Annotated in this window: 17 protein-coding genes; 16 read left to right on the top strand and 1 reads right to left on the bottom strand. The window is 40.6% G+C overall.

Going from position 1 to position 17,339, the window contains the following annotated elements:
• Positions 1-170: 170 nt before the first annotated feature.
• Together ravA and viaA are read left to right on the top strand one after the other, a co-directional pair.
• The gene (gene ravA / locus GTH24_RS19765; RefSeq protein ID WP_115351347.1) at positions 171-1,670 is read left to right on the top strand and encodes an ATPase RavA; all 1,500 of its coding nucleotides are present in this window, start codon (positions 171-173) and stop codon (positions 1,668-1,670) included.
• Between the two features lie 7 nt (positions 1,671-1,677).
• Positions 1,678-3,135 (top strand): ATPase RavA stimulator ViaA, encoded by a 1,458-nt coding sequence (gene viaA, locus GTH24_RS19770; RefSeq protein ID WP_164526883.1) that lies wholly within the window; start codon positions 1,678-1,680, stop codon positions 3,133-3,135.
• Here viaA and asnA read toward each other — a convergent pair whose 3' ends face one another.
• Complete coding sequence (gene asnA, locus GTH24_RS19775; protein ID WP_072071093.1) at positions 3,136-4,128, bottom strand: aspartate--ammonia ligase; 993 nt, start codon at positions 4,126-4,128, stop codon at positions 3,136-3,138.
• A gap of 159 nt (positions 4,129-4,287) precedes the next feature.
• Here asnA and asnC point away from each other — a divergent pair, with 159 nt between their 5' ends.
• From asnC to glmU, 14 genes are all read left to right on the top strand, one after another.
• A complete protein-coding gene (gene asnC / locus GTH24_RS19780) occupies positions 4,288-4,749 on the top strand; it encodes a transcriptional regulator AsnC (RefSeq protein ID WP_069367404.1) in 462 nt (153 codons plus the stop codon).
• Between the two features lie 100 nt (positions 4,750-4,849).
• Positions 4,850-5,290: an FMN-binding protein MioC gene (gene mioC, locus GTH24_RS19785; protein WP_072071092.1), complete on the top strand. Its 441-nt coding sequence runs from the start codon at positions 4,850-4,852 to the stop codon at positions 5,288-5,290.
• Positions 5,291-5,667: 377 nt separating this feature from the next.
• Positions 5,668-7,566: a tRNA uridine-5-carboxymethylaminomethyl(34) synthesis enzyme MnmG gene (gene mnmG, locus GTH24_RS19790; protein ID WP_072071091.1), complete on the top strand. Its 1,899-nt coding sequence runs from the start codon at positions 5,668-5,670 to the stop codon at positions 7,564-7,566.
• Entirely contained in the window at positions 7,563-8,189 is a 627-nt protein-coding gene (gene rsmG, locus GTH24_RS19795) for a 16S rRNA (guanine(527)-N(7))-methyltransferase RsmG (RefSeq protein WP_164526884.1), read from the top strand. Before mnmG ends, rsmG begins: the two co-directional genes overlap by 4 nt.
• 613 nt (positions 8,190-8,802) lie before the next feature.
• Complete coding sequence (gene atpI, locus GTH24_RS19800; RefSeq protein WP_115351345.1) at positions 8,803-9,180, top strand: F0F1 ATP synthase subunit I; 378 nt, start codon at positions 8,803-8,805, stop codon at positions 9,178-9,180.
• A gap of 31 nt (positions 9,181-9,211) precedes the next feature.
• The gene (gene atpB / locus GTH24_RS19805) at positions 9,212-10,036 is read left to right on the top strand and encodes a F0F1 ATP synthase subunit A (protein ID WP_072071088.1); all 825 of its coding nucleotides are present in this window, start codon (positions 9,212-9,214) and stop codon (positions 10,034-10,036) included.
• A 45-nt stretch (positions 10,037-10,081) separates the two neighbouring features.
• A complete protein-coding gene (atpE, locus tag GTH24_RS19810) occupies positions 10,082-10,321 on the top strand; it encodes a F0F1 ATP synthase subunit C (protein ID WP_004246596.1) in 240 nt (79 codons plus the stop codon).
• A 61-nt stretch (positions 10,322-10,382) separates the two neighbouring features.
• Positions 10,383-10,853 carry a F0F1 ATP synthase subunit B gene (atpF, locus tag GTH24_RS19815; protein ID WP_072071087.1) on the top strand — a complete coding sequence of 157 codons (471 nt, stop codon included), beginning with the start codon at positions 10,383-10,385 and terminating at the stop codon, positions 10,851-10,853.
• 12 nt (positions 10,854-10,865) lie between these two features.
• The gene (gene atpH / locus GTH24_RS19820; RefSeq protein ID WP_072071086.1) at positions 10,866-11,399 is read left to right on the top strand and encodes a F0F1 ATP synthase subunit delta; all 534 of its coding nucleotides are present in this window, start codon (positions 10,866-10,868) and stop codon (positions 11,397-11,399) included.
• A gap of 14 nt (positions 11,400-11,413) precedes the next feature.
• Entirely contained in the window at positions 11,414-12,955 is a 1,542-nt protein-coding gene (atpA, locus tag GTH24_RS19825) for a F0F1 ATP synthase subunit alpha (RefSeq protein WP_072071085.1), read from the top strand.
• 58 nt (positions 12,956-13,013) lie between these two features.
• The gene (gene atpG / locus GTH24_RS19830) at positions 13,014-13,877 is read left to right on the top strand and encodes a F0F1 ATP synthase subunit gamma (RefSeq protein ID WP_036933511.1); all 864 of its coding nucleotides are present in this window, start codon (positions 13,014-13,016) and stop codon (positions 13,875-13,877) included.
• Between the two features lie 34 nt (positions 13,878-13,911).
• Positions 13,912-15,294 (top strand): F0F1 ATP synthase subunit beta, encoded by a 1,383-nt coding sequence (gene atpD / locus GTH24_RS19835; RefSeq protein ID WP_023583323.1) that lies wholly within the window; start codon positions 13,912-13,914, stop codon positions 15,292-15,294.
• Between the two features lie 21 nt (positions 15,295-15,315).
• Positions 15,316-15,732 (top strand): F0F1 ATP synthase subunit epsilon, encoded by a 417-nt coding sequence (locus GTH24_RS19840; protein WP_006534340.1) that lies wholly within the window; start codon positions 15,316-15,318, stop codon positions 15,730-15,732.
• A 152-nt stretch (positions 15,733-15,884) separates the two neighbouring features.
• The gene (glmU, locus tag GTH24_RS19845; RefSeq protein WP_072071084.1) at positions 15,885-17,258 is read left to right on the top strand and encodes a bifunctional UDP-N-acetylglucosamine diphosphorylase/glucosamine-1-phosphate N-acetyltransferase GlmU; all 1,374 of its coding nucleotides are present in this window, start codon (positions 15,885-15,887) and stop codon (positions 17,256-17,258) included.
• Positions 17,259-17,339 lie beyond the last annotated feature (81 nt).

A 17,339-nucleotide genomic window follows, 5' to 3' on the forward strand; every position in this document is an offset into this window, starting at 1 on the left:
AACGTTTCGCTAGAAAAACAAAAAAGAACCAAAAATAAGCAGTAGGAAGCTGAATCGATTTTTGTTATAAACAAATTGTGTGCTAATAGAATGTTTGACTATATGTCAGCAATCCTTTTCTGATATTTTCGGGTAATAATGAAAATAAGTACCCACTATTAGGAGTGTTTATGCAGCTAGCAGAACGGATTTCACAACTTAGCCAATACCTTGAGACTGGGCTTTATGAACGACAGTCTGCAATCCGTCTTTGTTTACTTGCGGCACTGAGTGGTGAAAGTGTTTTTTTACTTGGTCCTCCAGGAATTGCTAAAAGCTTAATAGCAAGAAGGATGAAAGAAGCATTTAAAGAGGCAAAAGCGTTTGAATATTTAATGACACGTTTTTCCACTCCTGAAGAAATTTTTGGCCCTTTATCTATTCAAGCCTTAAAAGATGAAGGTAAATACCAACGTTTAGTTGATGGCTATTTACCCGATGCCGAAGTGGTCTTTCTTGATGAAATATGGAAAGCAGGACCTGCTATTCTAAATACGTTATTAACAGCAATAAATGAACGTAAATTTAGAAATGGGGAAACTGAAGTCAGCATCCCAATGCGCTTATTAGTTTCAGCCTCGAATGAATTACCTGATTCAGATAGTAGCCTTGAAGCGCTTTATGACCGAATGCTTATCCGTATTTGGCTAACAAAAGTACAAGATAAGAAAAACTTTCGTGCTTTACTCGTTAATAAAGAAGTTGGTTCTTTTCATATTCCGGCTCATCTTCAAATTACCACAGAAGAATTTTCACGCTGGCAATCAGAATTAGAAAAAATCACATTAGATGACCATTTATTCGATTTAATTTATCAACTTCGCGAGTCTTTAGATAAAAGTGATGCTGCTCCTTATGTTTCTGATAGACGTTGGAAAAAAGCAGTTCGTCTTTTACAAGCCAGCGCATTCTTCAATGGTCGCAGTGTTATTTCTCCATTAGATCTTATTTTATTAAAAGATTGTCTTTGGCACGATCAAGCATCATTTGCGTTATTAGATAAACTTTTACACAGTCTTTTAACAGAACAAGCTTACCGTCAGCTAGAATTGATCAGAAAAACAGAAGAGTTGTGGGCTGAGTGGATGCAATCAACAAGAAGTAAACAAGATCAGCAAGCTTTTCGTTTTGAAAAACAAAGTGGAATGTTTGGCCGTAATGTTCATTTTAATCTGCCAGAAAAAATACGGGCAGATAAATACACACTGTTTTTACATATCCCACTGCATATACACAGTATTCAAGTTAACTTTATTACTATCGAGCAAAAATCATTAGAAAACTTTTTGGCAAAAGGGGATGAGTTATTAGCGCGTTTAAATGGTATTGGCTTCCCTCAATCAATTAATGCACAAATTCGTCAAGATGGTGTATTAGAAATTTTAGATGTAAGCCGACGCACAACCTCTCTTTACCAACAAAAAGAAACAGCACCTACACCCTTAATTGAGAATAACAAAGAGTGGCAAGATAAATTAAAAGATCTGGCTCAAGAAATTTATGGTGAGCAGGAAAAATTTAATCATCATCAACCGAATTTATTTATTGATAATGATTGGCTTATTTCCATAGAGCAAAGTTTTGTTCAGCTTAATGAAAAATTGTCGCAATTAAAAAGCCAAATAAAGTGATGAAATTATGCTGACACTTTCAACATTAGATATGCTTTTAGCTATAAATGAAGGGCAACTTATCGAAGAAGTTATTATTGCTATATTAGCCTCTCCTCAATTAGCTGTTTTTTTTGAAAAGCACCCAAGATTAAAGAAAGCATTACTTAAAGATATCCATCAATGGAAAAAAAGCCTACAACAAAGAGTTAAAGAGACATTAGTGCCTACTATGATTGCTGATGAATTTGCTCTTTACCAACAAACACAGTCATTAGGTAATGCGATATTTAATCAGCAAGTTGAACACATCCTTGCTGAATTAAATAAATTAGATTCCTCTTTTATCGAAGAAGCTTCTCAGCTTATCAAAACGAACAAACCGTTTTCTCCTGCTCAGCAAGCTTTGTTTATCCAACACTGGCGGATAAATTTAATTTTCCAAGTCACTGCATTACACAAAGCCTTATTTGATCAAGAACAAGAGCAACTTCTTGCTGAGCTTCAGGAACGTTTAGCGCTAAGTGGAAGCTTAAGTAATACATTTTCAGAAAATGAGCGTGCGGCAGGGCGTTTATGGGATATGAGTAAAGGTGTTTTAACAAAAACCCCTTTCGATGAGAAAATTATTCAGCGTTATAGCGATTTTCTCGATCAACAACCTGAATTACACAAACTCGCAAGTTTGCTAGGTCGTAGCAAAACAGCCAAATCTCTTCCTGAAGAGAGTGTTATTTTTGAACCTGTTACTATTGTTGAAAAAGCGCCTGATACGACACCGGAGCAAGTCAACGGAATAGGACTCAGTGATGATATCTTACGCTTACTTCCCGCTGAGCTCGCCTTGTTAGGCATTAATGAAATTGAGTATGAGTTTTATAGAAAGCTGGTGGAAAAACAACTTAATACTTACCGATTACAAGGTGATAATTGGCAAGAGCGTACTGTCTTACGTCCAATAACTCATCATCACGATGAAGAAAGACCTAGAGGGCCTTTTATAGTGTGTATTGATACATCAGGTTCAATGGGAGGTTTTAATGAACAGTGCGCAAAAGCTTTTGGGTTAGCATTAATGAAAATAGCGCTTGCAGACAATCGCTCGTGTCATGTGATGTTATTTTCAACGGAAACGGTTCATTACCAGTTATCCTCACCTAACGGTTTACAAGAGCTTATCAAATTTTTAAATCAATCATTTAGAGGGGGTACGGATTTAAGTACATGTTTGGATGATGTTGCAGAAAAACTAAATAGCCCAGCATGGAAAGATGCTGATGCTGTTGTTATTTCTGACTTTGTCGCCCAAAGGTTACCCGAAAACCTAATCAACAAAATCAAAAAAAGCCAACAGCAACAGCACAATCGCTTCCATGCGGTTACTCTATCCAATTACGGTAAACCCAGTATCATGAAAATATTTGACCATATATGGCGTTTTGATACTGGATTAAAAAGTCGCTTACTTCGACGCTGGCGCCAATAATTACAACATATCAGCGAAAGCTAAACGGGTGTCTTTTTCCCACACACCGCACTGTACTTGACCAATATGCTCTTTTTGCAGAAGTAGCATCACTAAACGTGATTGGCCAATACCACCACCAATAGTTTGTGGCATATCGCCATGCATTAATGCTTTGTGCCAATCAAGCTCTAGGCGTTTAGTATCATCGGTTAATGTTAACTGACGCATTAATGTTTCAGGATCAACACGGATACCCATTGATGACAACTCAAATGCATCTTGTAATACTGGGTTCCAGACTAAAATGTCACCGTTTAAACCTTCAAATCCATCTTCGTTTGGTGTCGTCCAGTCATCATAATCAGGTGCTCTGACATCATGAGATTCGCCACTTGAAAGTTTTCCACCAATACCAATTAAGAAAACGGCACCATATTCTTTTGCTATCGCTTTTTCACGGCCTTTAGCATCAAGGTCAGGATAACGGCGCAATAACTCTTCAGTGTGGATAAATTGAATTTGATCTGGCAGGAACGGTACCAGACCAAATTCTTCGCTAACGGCTTTTTCAGTTTCTTTTATTGCCTGATAAATTTTACCCACTGTCTGCTTAAGGTAAGGAACTGTACGATCCTTAGCTTCCATCACTTTTTCCCAGTCCCACTGATCAACATAGACAGAGTGGATCTGAGTTAAGCGATCTTCGTCTGGTCGCAACGCTTTCATATGTGTATAAAGACCCTGACCAGAACTAAATCCAAAACGACCTAATGTTTTACGTTTCCATTTTGCTAATGAATGGACAACTTCAAAGGTAGAATCTGGTAAAGATTTGACTTTAACTTGTACCGCCTTCTCATGCCCAGATAAGTTATCTTGAGTTCCATCACCAAGGCGACTTAAGATCGGTCCTTGAACTTCAATCAGTCCTAATTCTTTTTCCAGCAGACGAGAAAAATATGATTTAACAAAGCTAATTTGCTGTTGAGTCTGAATGAATGTTTTTTCCATTTTTATATCCCTAGTGGTGATGTCGTGTTTCGCTGATATAGATTAAGCAACAAAACAGGTACTAAATTCAATATACTTCATTAAAAATAGCCTTGCTTGTTTTAAATCGTTAAAAATAGCGCTATAAAAATGTATTATCGTTAAAAACAGGAGGAGTTTATGGACAATATTTATCAGATCGATAATCTCGATCGTGACATACTTCACGCATTAATGGCCAATGCGAGAACACCTTACGCTGAATTAGCCAAAAAATTCGAAGTAAGCCCGGGCACAATCCATGTCCGAGTAGAGAAAATGAAGCAAGCGGGAATTATTACGGGAACACGTGTTGATATCAGTGCAAAGCAATTAGGTTTTGATGTCTGTTGCTTTATTGGCATCATTTTAAAGAGTGCAAAAGACTACCATACAGCATTAGATAAGTTAGATAAGTTAGATGAAGTCGTAGAGGTGTACTACACAACAGGACAATACAGCATTTTTATTAAGGTAATGTGTAAAAGTATAGAAGCACTACAAGACGTACTTATCAACAAAATTCAGACAATTGATGAAATTCAATCAACAGAAACATTGATCTCACTGCAAAACCCGATAATAAGGACGATCAAGCCATAAGGGTTAATTCTTATTTTTTTTTATAACCACATTATCCACAGGTAGATCCCAAGTGATTCACAGCGTACAATAGCGCGTCTTGAACATAAGGAGATCATTAATGAAAAAAGTCACTCTAATTAGTGGCAGTACCATGGGTAGTGCTGAATATGTCGCAGAACACCTTGCAGAGATCTTATCTGAGGAAGGTTTTGAGACAGATTTACACCATGGCCCTTCACTTAATGATCTTCCCCATGAAGGGATCTGGCTGGTGGTGACTTCCACGCATGGTGCAGGTGATATTCCTGACAACCTACAGCCTTTTGCTGATGAGATTTCGGCGAACTCTATTGATCTAAGCAATGTCTCTTTTGGTGCGATCGGCATAGGAAGTAGTGAATATGACACTTTCTGTGGTGCGATCAGGACATTGGATCAAAAATTAATAGAAAAAGGCGCTACTCGCCTTGGTGATCGCCTCGAAATTGATATTCAAAAATATGACATTCCGGAAGATCCAGCTGAAGAATGGATAGCTTCTTGGAAAAATTTACTTTAATTTGAACAAAAAAACAGCAAACAGATGTGGATAACTCTGCTTAAAAGCAGGGGTTAACCCGTAGTTATCCATTGTATAAGCCTCTATCAAGAAATGACCTGTGTATAACTCGTCATTTTGATCCCAGCTTATCAGCAGATAGATCACGGATCATTCACAGTATATGATCCTTTACACTTTTATGATCTTTAAATAGAAAATCCACTTATCCACAGAGGATCGCTTCCTTAATAAAAGATCTAATAAAGAGATCTTTAAATAAAAAGATCTTTAAATAATTACCTGCGGATCAGCTCGCTTGTATCTGTCAAAAAGTTGAGTAGAATTCGTTTTCCCAATGCAACACATTCAGCATTCGTAACATTTAAGGTTCACACATGTTTTATCCAGAACACTTTGACGTCATTGTCATCGGTGGTGGTCACGCCGGTACAGAAGCCGCTATGGCTGCAGCTCGTATGGGGCGTCAAACCCTATTACTGACCCACAATATTGATACTTTGGGCCAAATGTCTTGTAACCCAGCTATTGGTGGGATTGGTAAAGGGCATCTGGTAAAAGAGATCGATGCTATGGGTGGATTAATGGCAACTGCCATTGACCATGCCGGTATTCAATTTAGAACCCTTAACGCAAGTAAAGGACCCGCTGTAAGAGCAACAAGAGCACAAGCAGACCGTGTTCTTTACCGCCAAGCTGTTCGTACTACACTTGAAAATCAACCTAATTTGATGATCTTCCAACAACCAGTAGAAGATCTGATTGTTGAAAATGACCAAGTAACGGGTGCCGTTACTCGTATGGGATTAAAATTCCGTGCTAAATCAGTAGTTTTAACTGTAGGAACTTTCCTTGATGGAAAAATTCACATTGGCTTAGAAAACTACAGTGGTGGTCGTGCAGGAGATCCTCCTTCAGTTTCACTATCACACCGATTACGTGAATTACCTTTACGTGTTGGTCGCTTAAAAACAGGAACACCACCTCGTATAGACGCTAGAACAATTGATTTTAGCCAATTGGCTGTTCAGTTAGGCGATACACCAATGCCGGTTTTCTCGTTTTTAGGTAATGTGGATCAGCACCCAGAGCAAATGCCTTGTCATATTACATACACTAACGAAAAAACCCACGACGTTATCCGTAATAACCTCGATCGTAGCCCAATGTATGCAGGTGTCATCGAAGGAATAGGGCCTCGTTATTGCCCATCTATTGAAGATAAGGTGATGCGATTTGCTGATCGTAATTCACATCAGATCTTTTTAGAGCCTGAAGGCTTAACCAGTAACGAGATTTACCCAAATGGTATTTCAACGAGTTTACCTTTTGATGTTCAAATGCAAATTGTAAATTCCATGAAAGGTATGGAAAACGCGAAGATCATTAGACCAGGTTATGCCATTGAATATGACTTTTTCGATCCAAGAGATCTAAAACAGACTCTTGAAAGCAAATTTATCAACGGGTTATTTTTTGCAGGCCAAATTAACGGTACAACCGGTTATGAAGAAGCAGCCGCTCAAGGTATGCTTGCAGGGCTTAATGCGGCACGTTATGCCTATGATCAAGAAGGTTGGTTCCCACGTCGTGATCAAGCTTACATTGGTGTATTAGTTGACGATCTTTGTACTCTAGGTACAAAAGAGCCATACCGCATGTTTACGTCTCGTGCGGAATATCGTTTGATGTTACGTGAAGATAATGCAGATTTACGTCTGACAGAAATAGCTCGCGAATTAGGTATGGTTGATGATAATCGCTGGGCTCAATTCAGTGAAAAAGTAGAACTTGTTGAAAAAGAACGTCAACGTTTAAGAAATATTTGGGTTCATCCTCAAGCAGATAACCTTTCTGAAATCAATGAATTACTAAATACCCCATTATCTAAAGAAGCTAATGGTGAAGATCTATTACGTCGTCCTGAAATGACGTACGAGATACTGAAAAAAATAGCTCGTTTTGCACCTGGTATTGACGATTCAAAACCACAAGCAGCAGAGCAAGTTGAGATCCAAGTTAAATACGAAGGTTACATTAATCGCCAACAAGAAGAGATCGAAAAGAAACAGCGTAATGAAAACGCAGCTTTACCGATTGATCTCGACTACAAGCAAGTGAGTGGATTATCTAACGAAGTTATTGCCAAGCTTAACGATCATAAACCGACATCTATCGGTCAAGCATCAAGGATCTCAGGTGTAACACCCGCGGCTATCTCCATTTTATTAGTATGGTTAAAAAAACAAGGCTTATTACGCAGGAGTGCATCATGAGTGACTTACTTAATCGGCTAAAAAAGCTGGCTAAGCAAGCCAATATTGAGCTAACAGATATTCAAGCTGAAAAGCTAACGGGTTATGTGATGATGCTTGATAAGTGGAATAAAGCGTATAACTTGACCTCAGTGAGAGATCCACAGCAAATGCTAATCCGCCATATATTGGATAGTATTGTGGTTAGCCAATACCTTGAAGGTGAAAGATTTATTGATGTAGGTACAGGACCCGGATTACCGGGTATTCCTTTGGCTATAATGCGCCCCGATCATCACTTTGTCTTATTGGATAGCTTAGGTAAGCGAGTTCGCTTTATGAAGCAAGTTCAACATGAATTAGGGCTTCATAACATCGAGCCTGTTCAATATCGTGTTGAAGAGTACCAACCTGAGAAACCTTTTGATGGTGTTATTAGTCGTGCGTTTGCATCTATGAAAGACATGCTTTCTTGGTGTTCTCATTTGGTGGCTGAAGAACAAGGGGCTTTTTACGCATTAAAAGGTCAAATTCATCAAGAAGAATTGGATGAACTTGCTGATAATGGATTAAAAGCACCTAAGAAAGTGATCAGTTTATCCATTCCTGAATTGAATGAACAACGACACTTGGTGATTATTTAATCAAAGATTACCTGTCTTATTGACCTTTTTTTCATTTTTTGTGCTCTGGCGATAACATTTACAATGTTATCGCCATTTGTTTTATGGGGAATAATAAGAAACATTAAAATTTACTTTAATAGAACAATAAATTAACATTTTATTATCTTTTAAGTTAATTCGCTTTGTAGTCTGAGTTTTTCTTATTTTATTTCCAAAATAAATTAATCATTCTGTGCATTATAAAAATATTGAATTTATTTAATTAAAAATGGGTCAATTTTTTTCCAATTGACACTAAATTGCTCATAAAAGGGCAGTTAATTGTTAACTTAGTTATATATTTTATGAAATAAGCTTTATTTATACTTTTATATTTGTGATGCATGTCACGCTATTTATTTTATTCGGCTCTATTATTTTTATTCTTTTTGTCCTTAATCATTTTTCATAAATGGAACCTTGGTAAGAAATTTAAATTAATCTTCACTTTTTCGCTACTTATTGATTGAATTCATTGCCACGCCCCGTATAATTTGCTCGTTTTTGTCACTTGACACTTTATAGCAAAGACAGTTTGATACATCATTCAGTAATACCTTTTACGATAGCTAGTCTGGAGAATACAAACGTCATGTCTGTCTCCCTCTACAACGGGAAAGTTGCACTGAAACTGTTATTTTTGCAGTTTATGACTTTTGTTATTCTCAGTGCGGGTTTCTACTTAAAGAGTACAGACTGGAGTTTTTCGGCTTTTTTGGGCGGAATGGCATGTTGGTTACCCAATATTGCTTTTCTTTTGTTAATGCGCCTACAAAAAGTCAACGAAGAAGAAGCTCCAGTTCGCATAAACTGGCTTTTTGCTTTCAGTGAAGGGTTGAAGGTTATATTATCAATAGCCTTGCTGATTGTTGCTTTAGGAGTGTTTAAAGCGGCATTTGCACCACTGGTCATGACCTACTTAGCGGTGCTTGTTATGCAGGTCGTTGCACCAGCCGTCATTAACGGTTAGCGTTTTTAACAACAAAAGGGTAATTGGCATCATGTCTGCATCAGGAGAAGCATTAACCACTAGAGACTACATAGGTCACCACCTGAATAACCTTCAGTTGGACCTACGTACTTTCGAGTTGGTCAATCCCCATGCTGAAAATGCGCCATCATTCTGGGTGTTAAATATTGACTCACTTTTCTTTTCAGTATTAATGGGAGCATTATTCCTATGGCTGTTTAGAAAAGTAGCAGTAAGAGCAACCAGTGGCGTACCGGGAAAATTCCAGACTGCAGTAGAAATGATCATCGGTTTCGTTGATAGCAGCGTTCGTGATATGTATCACGGAAAGAGCAAGGTCATTGCACCTTTGGCATTGACTGTGTTCGTTTGGGTGCTGTTAATGAATGCCCTGGATTTATTACCAATCGACTTCATCCCTTATATCGGTGAACACATCTTAGGGTTACCAGCGTTACGCATCGTTCCGACTGCGGACGTGAGTATTACTCTTTCGATGGCAATTGGTGTATTTATCCTGATCCTTTTCTATAGCATTAAGATGAAAGGTATAAAAGGGTTTACTAAAGAGCTGACTTTACAGCCTTTTAATCACCCAATTTTTATTCCTGTCAACTTAATCTTGGAAGGGGTAAGCCTGCTATCAAAACCTGTTTCACTCGGTCTTCGACTGTTTGGTAACATGTATGCAGGTGAACTGATCTTTATTCTTATTGCTGGTCTGTTACCGTGGTGGTCACAGTGGTTATTAAGCCTTCCTTGGGCGATATTCCACATACTGATTATTACGTTACAAGCCTTTATTTTCATGGTTCTAACGATTGTTTATCTGTCGATGGCATCTGAAGAACATTAATTATTAACTCTTTGAAGAAATAACTGAAACAAACTGGAGACTGTCATGGAAAACCTGAGTATGGATCTGCTGTACATGGCTGCCGCTATTATGATGGGTTTAGCTGCAATCGGTGCTGCAATCGGTATCGGAATCCTCGGAGGCAAATTTTTAGAAGGTGCTGCTCGTCAGCCTGATCTGATCCCTCTTCTGCGTACACAGTTCTTTATCGTTATGGGTCTGGTTGACGCCATCCCAATGATTGCTGTGGGTCTGGGCCTTTACGTGATGTTTGCTGTTGCCTAATGATGGTAATGAGCAGTAAAAGCATCAAGTTAGTTTATAACCAAGAAAGAGGTATTGTGCTGTGAATTTAAATGCAACAATCCTCGGCCAGGCCGTCGCATTTGTCCTGTTTGTTTTGTTCTGCATGAAATTCGTATGGCCACCAATCATGGCGGCCATTGAAAAACGTCAAAAAGAAATTGCTGACGGTTTATCATCTGCAGAACGAGCTAAAAAGGACTTAGATTTAGCGAAAGCCGATGCAGGCGATCAGCTAGCGAAAGCAAAAGCAGAAGCACAAGCAATCATTGAATCAGCGAATAAACAACGCACTCAAATGATTGAAGAAGCTAAAGCAGAAGCAGAGCAAGAACGTAGTAAGATCGTTGCACAAGCTCAATCCGAACTGGATGCAGAGCGTAAACGTGCTCGTGAAGAACTCCGTAAACAAGTCGCAATGCTGGCTATCGCAGGTGCCGAGAAAATTATTGAACGTTCCGTGGATGAAGCTGCTAATAGCGACATCGTTGATAAACTGGTCGCTGAACTGTAAGGAGGGAGGGGCATGTCTGAAATAGCAACTGTAGCTCGCCCCTACGCCAAAGCAGCTTTTGACTTTGCTGTGGAAAACCAGGCTGTCGATAAATGGCAGGTTATGCTGGCGTTCACCGCTGAAGTAGCACGCAATGAGCAGGTAACCGAATTACTTTCTGGTTCTTTAGCATCAGAAAAACTGGCTAACATCTTCGCTGACCTTTGTGGCGATCAATTAGATGAACATGCTCAGAATTTAATTCGTGTTATGGCTGAGAATGGCCGTTTATCAACGTTGCCTGAAGTATTGAGCCAATTTATTCAATTGCGCGCAGTACTAGAGTCAACGGTTGACGTTGAAGTAACTTCTGCCATTGAGCTAACTAAACAGCAGCTAGCTAACATTTCTGCAGCGATGGAAAATCGTCTATCACGCAAAGTGAAGCTGAATTGCAAAATTGATAAGTCTGTTATCGCAGGCATGATTATACGCGCCGGTGACCTCGTCATCGATGGCAGTATTCGTGGCCGTTTAGAGCGATTAACTGACGTCTTGCAGTCTTAAGGGGACTGGAGCATATGCAACTGAATTCCACTGAAATCAGCGAACTGATCAAGCAGCGCATTGCTCAGTTCAATGTAGTGAGTGAAGCTCACAATGAAGGTACGATTGTTTCCGTCAGTGACGGTATCATTCGTATCCACGGTTTAGCCGAAGTTATGCAGGGTGAGATGATCGCACTGCCGGGTAACCGTTTCGCTATCGCACTGAACTTAGAGCGCGACTCTGTTGGTGCGGTTGTGATGGGTCCTTATGCTGACTTAGCAGAAGGCATGAAAGTTAAATGTACAGGTCGTATTCTGGAAGTACCTGTAGGGCGTGGTCTGCTTGGCCGTGTGGTAAACACACTGGGTGAGCCGATTGATGGTAAAGGCGCTGTAGAGCATGATGGATTCTCACCTGTTGAGATGATTGCTCCTGGTGTTATCGACCGTCAATCAGTTGATCAGCCTGTACAAACAGGTTACAAATCCGTCGATGCCATGATCCCAATCGGTCGTGGTCAGCGTGAATTGATCATCGGTGACCGTCAAACAGGTAAAACTGCTCTGGCTGTCGATGCGATCATCAACCAACGCGACTCTGGCATTAAATGTATTTATGTCGCTATCGGTCAGAAAGCCTCTACTATTTCGAACGTTGTTCGTAAATTAGAAGAACATGGCGCGTTAGAAAACACCATTGTTGTTGTTGCTTCTGCATCAGAATCAGCAGCTCTGCAATACCTAGCTCCTTATTCAGGTTGTGCAATGGGTGAATACTTTCGTGACCGTGGTGAAGATGCCCTGATTATTTATGATGACCTGTCTAAACAGGCTGTCGCATACCGTCAAATTTCACTGTTACTTCGTCGTCCACCAGGACGTGAAGCATACCCAGGTGACGTTTTCTATCTGCACTCCCGTTTACTTGAGCGTGCTGCTCGCGTTAATGCTGAGTATGTAGAAGCATTCACTAATGGTGAAGTTAAAGGTAAAACCGGCTCTCTGACTGCGTTACCAATTATCGAAACGCAAGCAGGGGACGTTTCTGCATTCGTTCCTACGAACGTAATCTCTATTACCGATGGTCAGATCTTCTTAGAATCTAACCTGTTTAACGCAGGTATCCGTCCAGCTGTTAACCCAGGGATCTCCGTATCTCGTGTAGGTGGTGCAGCTCAGACTAAGATTATGAAGAAACTTTCTGGTGGTATCCGTACTGCACTTGCGCAGTATCGTGAGCTGGCAGCATTCTCACAGTTCGCTTCTGATCTGGATGATGCTACCCGTAAACAATTGAACCACGGTCAGAAAGTGACTGAATTGCTGAAACAGAAACAGTACGAACCAATGTCTGTCGCACAACAGTCTTTAGCACTGTATGCTGCAGAACGTGGTTATCTGGAAGATGTTGAAATTTCAAAAGTTGTGCCATTTGAAGCGGCTTTATTAGCTTATGCCTCTCGTGAACATGCTGATTTATTGAAAGAAATCAACCAGACTGGTACTTATAACGAAGAAATCGAAGCGAAGCTGAAAAGCGTGCTAGAAAACTTCAAAGCGACTCAGTCCTGGTAATAACTATTCGGCCTAATAGTTAAACATTAGGCCGTCTGGTTCATGAGGAGAAGCAGAAATGGCCGGCGCAAAAGAGATACGTTCGAAGATCGCCAGTGTGCAAAACACACAGAAGATCACTAAAGCGATGGAGATGGTCGCCGCGTCGAAAATGCGTAAAACGCAGGAACGCATGGCAGCCAGCCGTCCTTATGCAGAAACCATGCGCAGTGTGATTGGTCACCTTGCGTTAGGGAATCTGGAATACAAACATCCATACCTCGAAGAGCGTGAAGTTAAACGTGTCGGGTACCTGGTTGTTTCGACCGACCGTGGTTTGTGTGGTGGTTTGAACATTAACTTGTTCAAAAAACTGCTGGCAGACATGAAAGAGTGGTCTGAAAAAGGTGTACAGGTAGATTTAGCTCTAGTGGGTTCTAAAGCCGCTTCATTCTTCGGCTCTGTGGGCGGAAATGTTGTTGGTCAAGTAACCGGCATGGGCGATGATCCAAAACTGTCAGACCTTATTGGTCCAGTGAATATCATGTTGCAGGCTTATGACGAAGGTCGTTTAGATAAACTGTATGTGGTGGCAAATAAGTTCATCAATACCATGGCTCAAGAGCCTAAAATTCTTCAGGTTTTACCATTACCCCCAGGTGATGATGAAGAGCTGAAAGAAAAATCTTGGGATTATCTGTACGAACCTGATCCTAAGGCGTTACTGGATACTTTACTGCGTCGTTATATCGAATCGCAGGTTTACCAGAGCGTCGTAGAGAACTTAGCGAGTGAGCAGGCCGCCCGAATGGTCGCGATGAAAGCCGCTACAGATAACGGTGGTAACCTGATTAAAGAGCTGCAATTGGTGTACAACAAAGCACGTCAAGCAAGCATTACTCAGGAACTTACAGAAATTGTGTCTGGTGCAGCCGCGGTATAACAGCTAGGTTTACGAATTACGTAGAGGATTCAAGATGGCTACTGGAAAGATTGTCCAGGTAATCGGCGCCGTAGTGGACGCCGAATTCCCTCAGGATAGCGTCCCTAAAGTATACGACGCTCTTGAGGTTATGAATGGTAAAGAAAAACTGGTGTTGGAAGTTCAGCAACAGTTAGGCGGTGGTATCGTTCGTTGTATCGCAATGGGTACATCAGACGGTTTAAGCCGTGGCTTAAAAGTTGAAAACTTAGGCCACCCAATTGAAGTACCAGTAGGTAAAGCAACACTAGGGCGTATCATGAACGTTCTGGGTACACCTATTGATATGAAAGGTGATATTGCAACGGAAGAACGTTGGTCTATCCACCGTGAAGCACCAACCTACGAAGAGTTATCAAACTCACAAGAACTGCTTGAAACCGGTATCAAAGTAATGGACTTAATCTGTCCGTTTGCTAAAGGTGGTAAAGTAGGTCTGTTCGGTGGTGCGGGTGTTGGTAAAACAGTTAACATGATGGAATTGATCCGTAATATCGCGATCGAGCACTCAGGTTACTCTGTATTTGCTGGTGTTGGTGAGCGTACTCGTGAGGGTAACGACTTCTATCATGAAATGACAGATTCTAACGTTCTTGACAAAGTATCGTTAGTGTATGGTCAGATGAATGAGCCACCTGGAAACCGTCTGCGTGTAGCATTGACTGGTCTGACTATGGCTGAAAAATTCCGTGATGAAGGCCGTGACGTACTGTTATTCGTCGATAACATCTATCGTTACACCTTAGCCGGTACAGAAGTATCTGCACTGTTAGGTCGTATGCCATCAGCGGTAGGTTACCAGCCAACATTGGCTGAAGAGATGGGTGTTCTGCAAGAACGTATCACTTCAACCAAAACAGGTTCAATCACCTCTGTACAGGCTGTATACGTACCTGCGGATGACTTAACTGACCCATCACCAGCAACAACGTTTGCTCACTTAGATGCGACAGTTGTACTGAGCCGTCAAATTGCTTCATTAGGTATCTACCCTGCGGTTGACCCACTGGATTCAACCAGTCGTCAGTTAGACCCACTGGTAGTTGGCCAAGAGCACTATGATGTTGCTCGTGGTGTTCAGTCTATCCTGCAACGTTATCAGGAACTGAAAGACATCATCGCTATCTTAGGTATGGATGAACTGTCAGAAGAAGATAAACTGGTTGTTGCGCGTGCGCGTAAGATCCAGCGCTTCCTGTCTCAGCCATTCTTCGTTGCTGAAGTATTTACCGGTTCACCAGGTAAGTTCGTTTCCCTGAAAGACACTATTCGTGGCTTTAAAGGCATTCTGAACGGTGATTATGACCACCTGCCAGAGCAGGCGTTCTACATGGTTGGTACTATCGAAGAAGCAGTAGAAAAAGCTAAGAAGCTTTAATACGGCTGACGGGAGGTTGATATGGCCGATACATCGTTCCACCTGAAAGTTGTCAGCGCTGAAAAGCAGTTATATGACGGCGAAGTTAAACGAATTCAGGTAACTGGTAGCGAAGGTGAGCTCGGTATTTATCCGCAGCATACCCCGTTATTAACTGCCATAAAACCGGGCATGGTACGTGTCGTAAAAACATCGGGCGAAGAAGAGGTTATCTACCTTTCAGGTGGTATTCTCGAAGTTCAGCCGACTGGCGTCATTGTACTGGCAGATACAGCTATCCGTGGTCGTGATTTGGATGAAGCGAAAGCGTTGGAATCTAAGCGTAAAGCTGAAGAACACATTCAATCCTCTCATGGTGACGTTGATTATGCTCAAGCATCAGCAGAATTAGCCAAAGCGATTGCGAAATTACGTGTAATCGAATTGACTCGACGTTGATGTAAATAGGCAGTCTATGAATAAAAAAGCCAGTTGGTTCTTAGCTAACTGGCTTTTTTGCGTCATGAAATATTTTGTGTGACGAAATATGTAGTATTATTTGGCATAAACAGGTTTACTTGCCATTCTTTACGGGAGTTATCGGGTTAATTATGTCTAATTCAGCTAAAAGCGTTGTTATTCTTGCTGCGGGAAAAGGCACCCGCATGTATTCACAGTTACCTAAAGTTCTTCATAAACTAGCGGGTAAATCCATGGTTCAACATGTGATTGATACTGCCAAGTCATTAGGTGCTCAACAAACACACCTTGTCTATGGGCATGGTGGTGAACTAATGAAAGAAAAATTAGGTTCACAACCTGTTAATTGGGTACTACAAGCAGAGCAACTAGGAACCGGTCATGCAATGCAACAAGCCGCGCCTTTCTTTGCTGATGATGAAGACATCCTGATGCTTTATGGTGATGTTCCTCTTATAACCAAAGAAACGTTAGAACGTTTAATTGAAGTCAAACCAGAAGGCGGTATTGGTTTATTAACGGTTATTTTAGATAACCCAACCGGTTATGGTCGTATTGTTCGTGAAAATGGCGAAGTTACTGGCATTATCGAACAAAAAGACGCGTCTGAAGAGCAACTCAAAATTAATGAAATCAATACGGGTATTTTAGTAGCTAATGGTGGTGATTTAAAACGTTGGTTAGGTAAGCTCGATAATAACAATGCACAAAAAGAGTATTACATTACTGACATTATCGCGTTAGCACATAAAGAAGGTCGTAAAATTGAAACGGCTCATCCTCGTCGCCATAGTGAAATGGAAGGGGTGAATAATCGCTTACAACTAGCAGCATTAGAGCGTATTTACCAAACAGAACAAGCCGAGCGTTTATTATTAGAAGGCGTTATGTTGCTTGATCCTGCGCGCTTTGATTTACGTGGAACATTAACTCATGGTAAAGATGTGGTGATTGATACCAACGTTATCATTGAAGGCAATGTGACGTTGGGAAATAACGTTGAAATTGGTACAGGTTGTGTTCTAAAAAACTGTGTAATTGGTGATAATTCTATTATTAGTCCATATACGGTGATCGAGGATGCAAACTTAGCACAAGAGTGTACGGTTGGGCCATTTGCACGTCTTCGCCCAGGCAGTGAATTAGCAGATAAAGCTCATGTTGGTAATTTTGTTGAGATGAAAAAAGCCAGCTTAGGCGTTGGATCTAAAGCAGGTCATCTGACTTACTTAGGCGATACAGAAGTGGGAGCTAACGTTAATATCGGTGCAGGTACTATCACTTGTAACTACGATGGCGCGAATAAATTCAAAACTATTATTGGTGATGATGTATTTATTGGTTCAGATACCCAATTAGTGGCGCCAGTTACTGTTGCTAATGGTGCTACCATTGGTGCAGGAACAACACTCACTAAAAACGTGAATGAAAACGAATTAGTGATCAGTCGAGTTAAGCAAACTCATATCAGTGGATGGAAACGTCCAGTGAAGAAAAAACAATAATTTTAAGAGAAGGGCGTATATTTTATTAGCGCCCTTTTCTTGTACGCTATTATTCTAAAAAAAAAAAATATCCCCGCTTTC

The sequence above is a fragment of the Proteus vulgaris genome, assembly GCF_011045815.1.
In the GTDB taxonomy this organism is placed as follows: Bacteria; Pseudomonadota; Gammaproteobacteria; order Enterobacterales; family Enterobacteriaceae; genus Proteus; species Proteus vulgaris_B.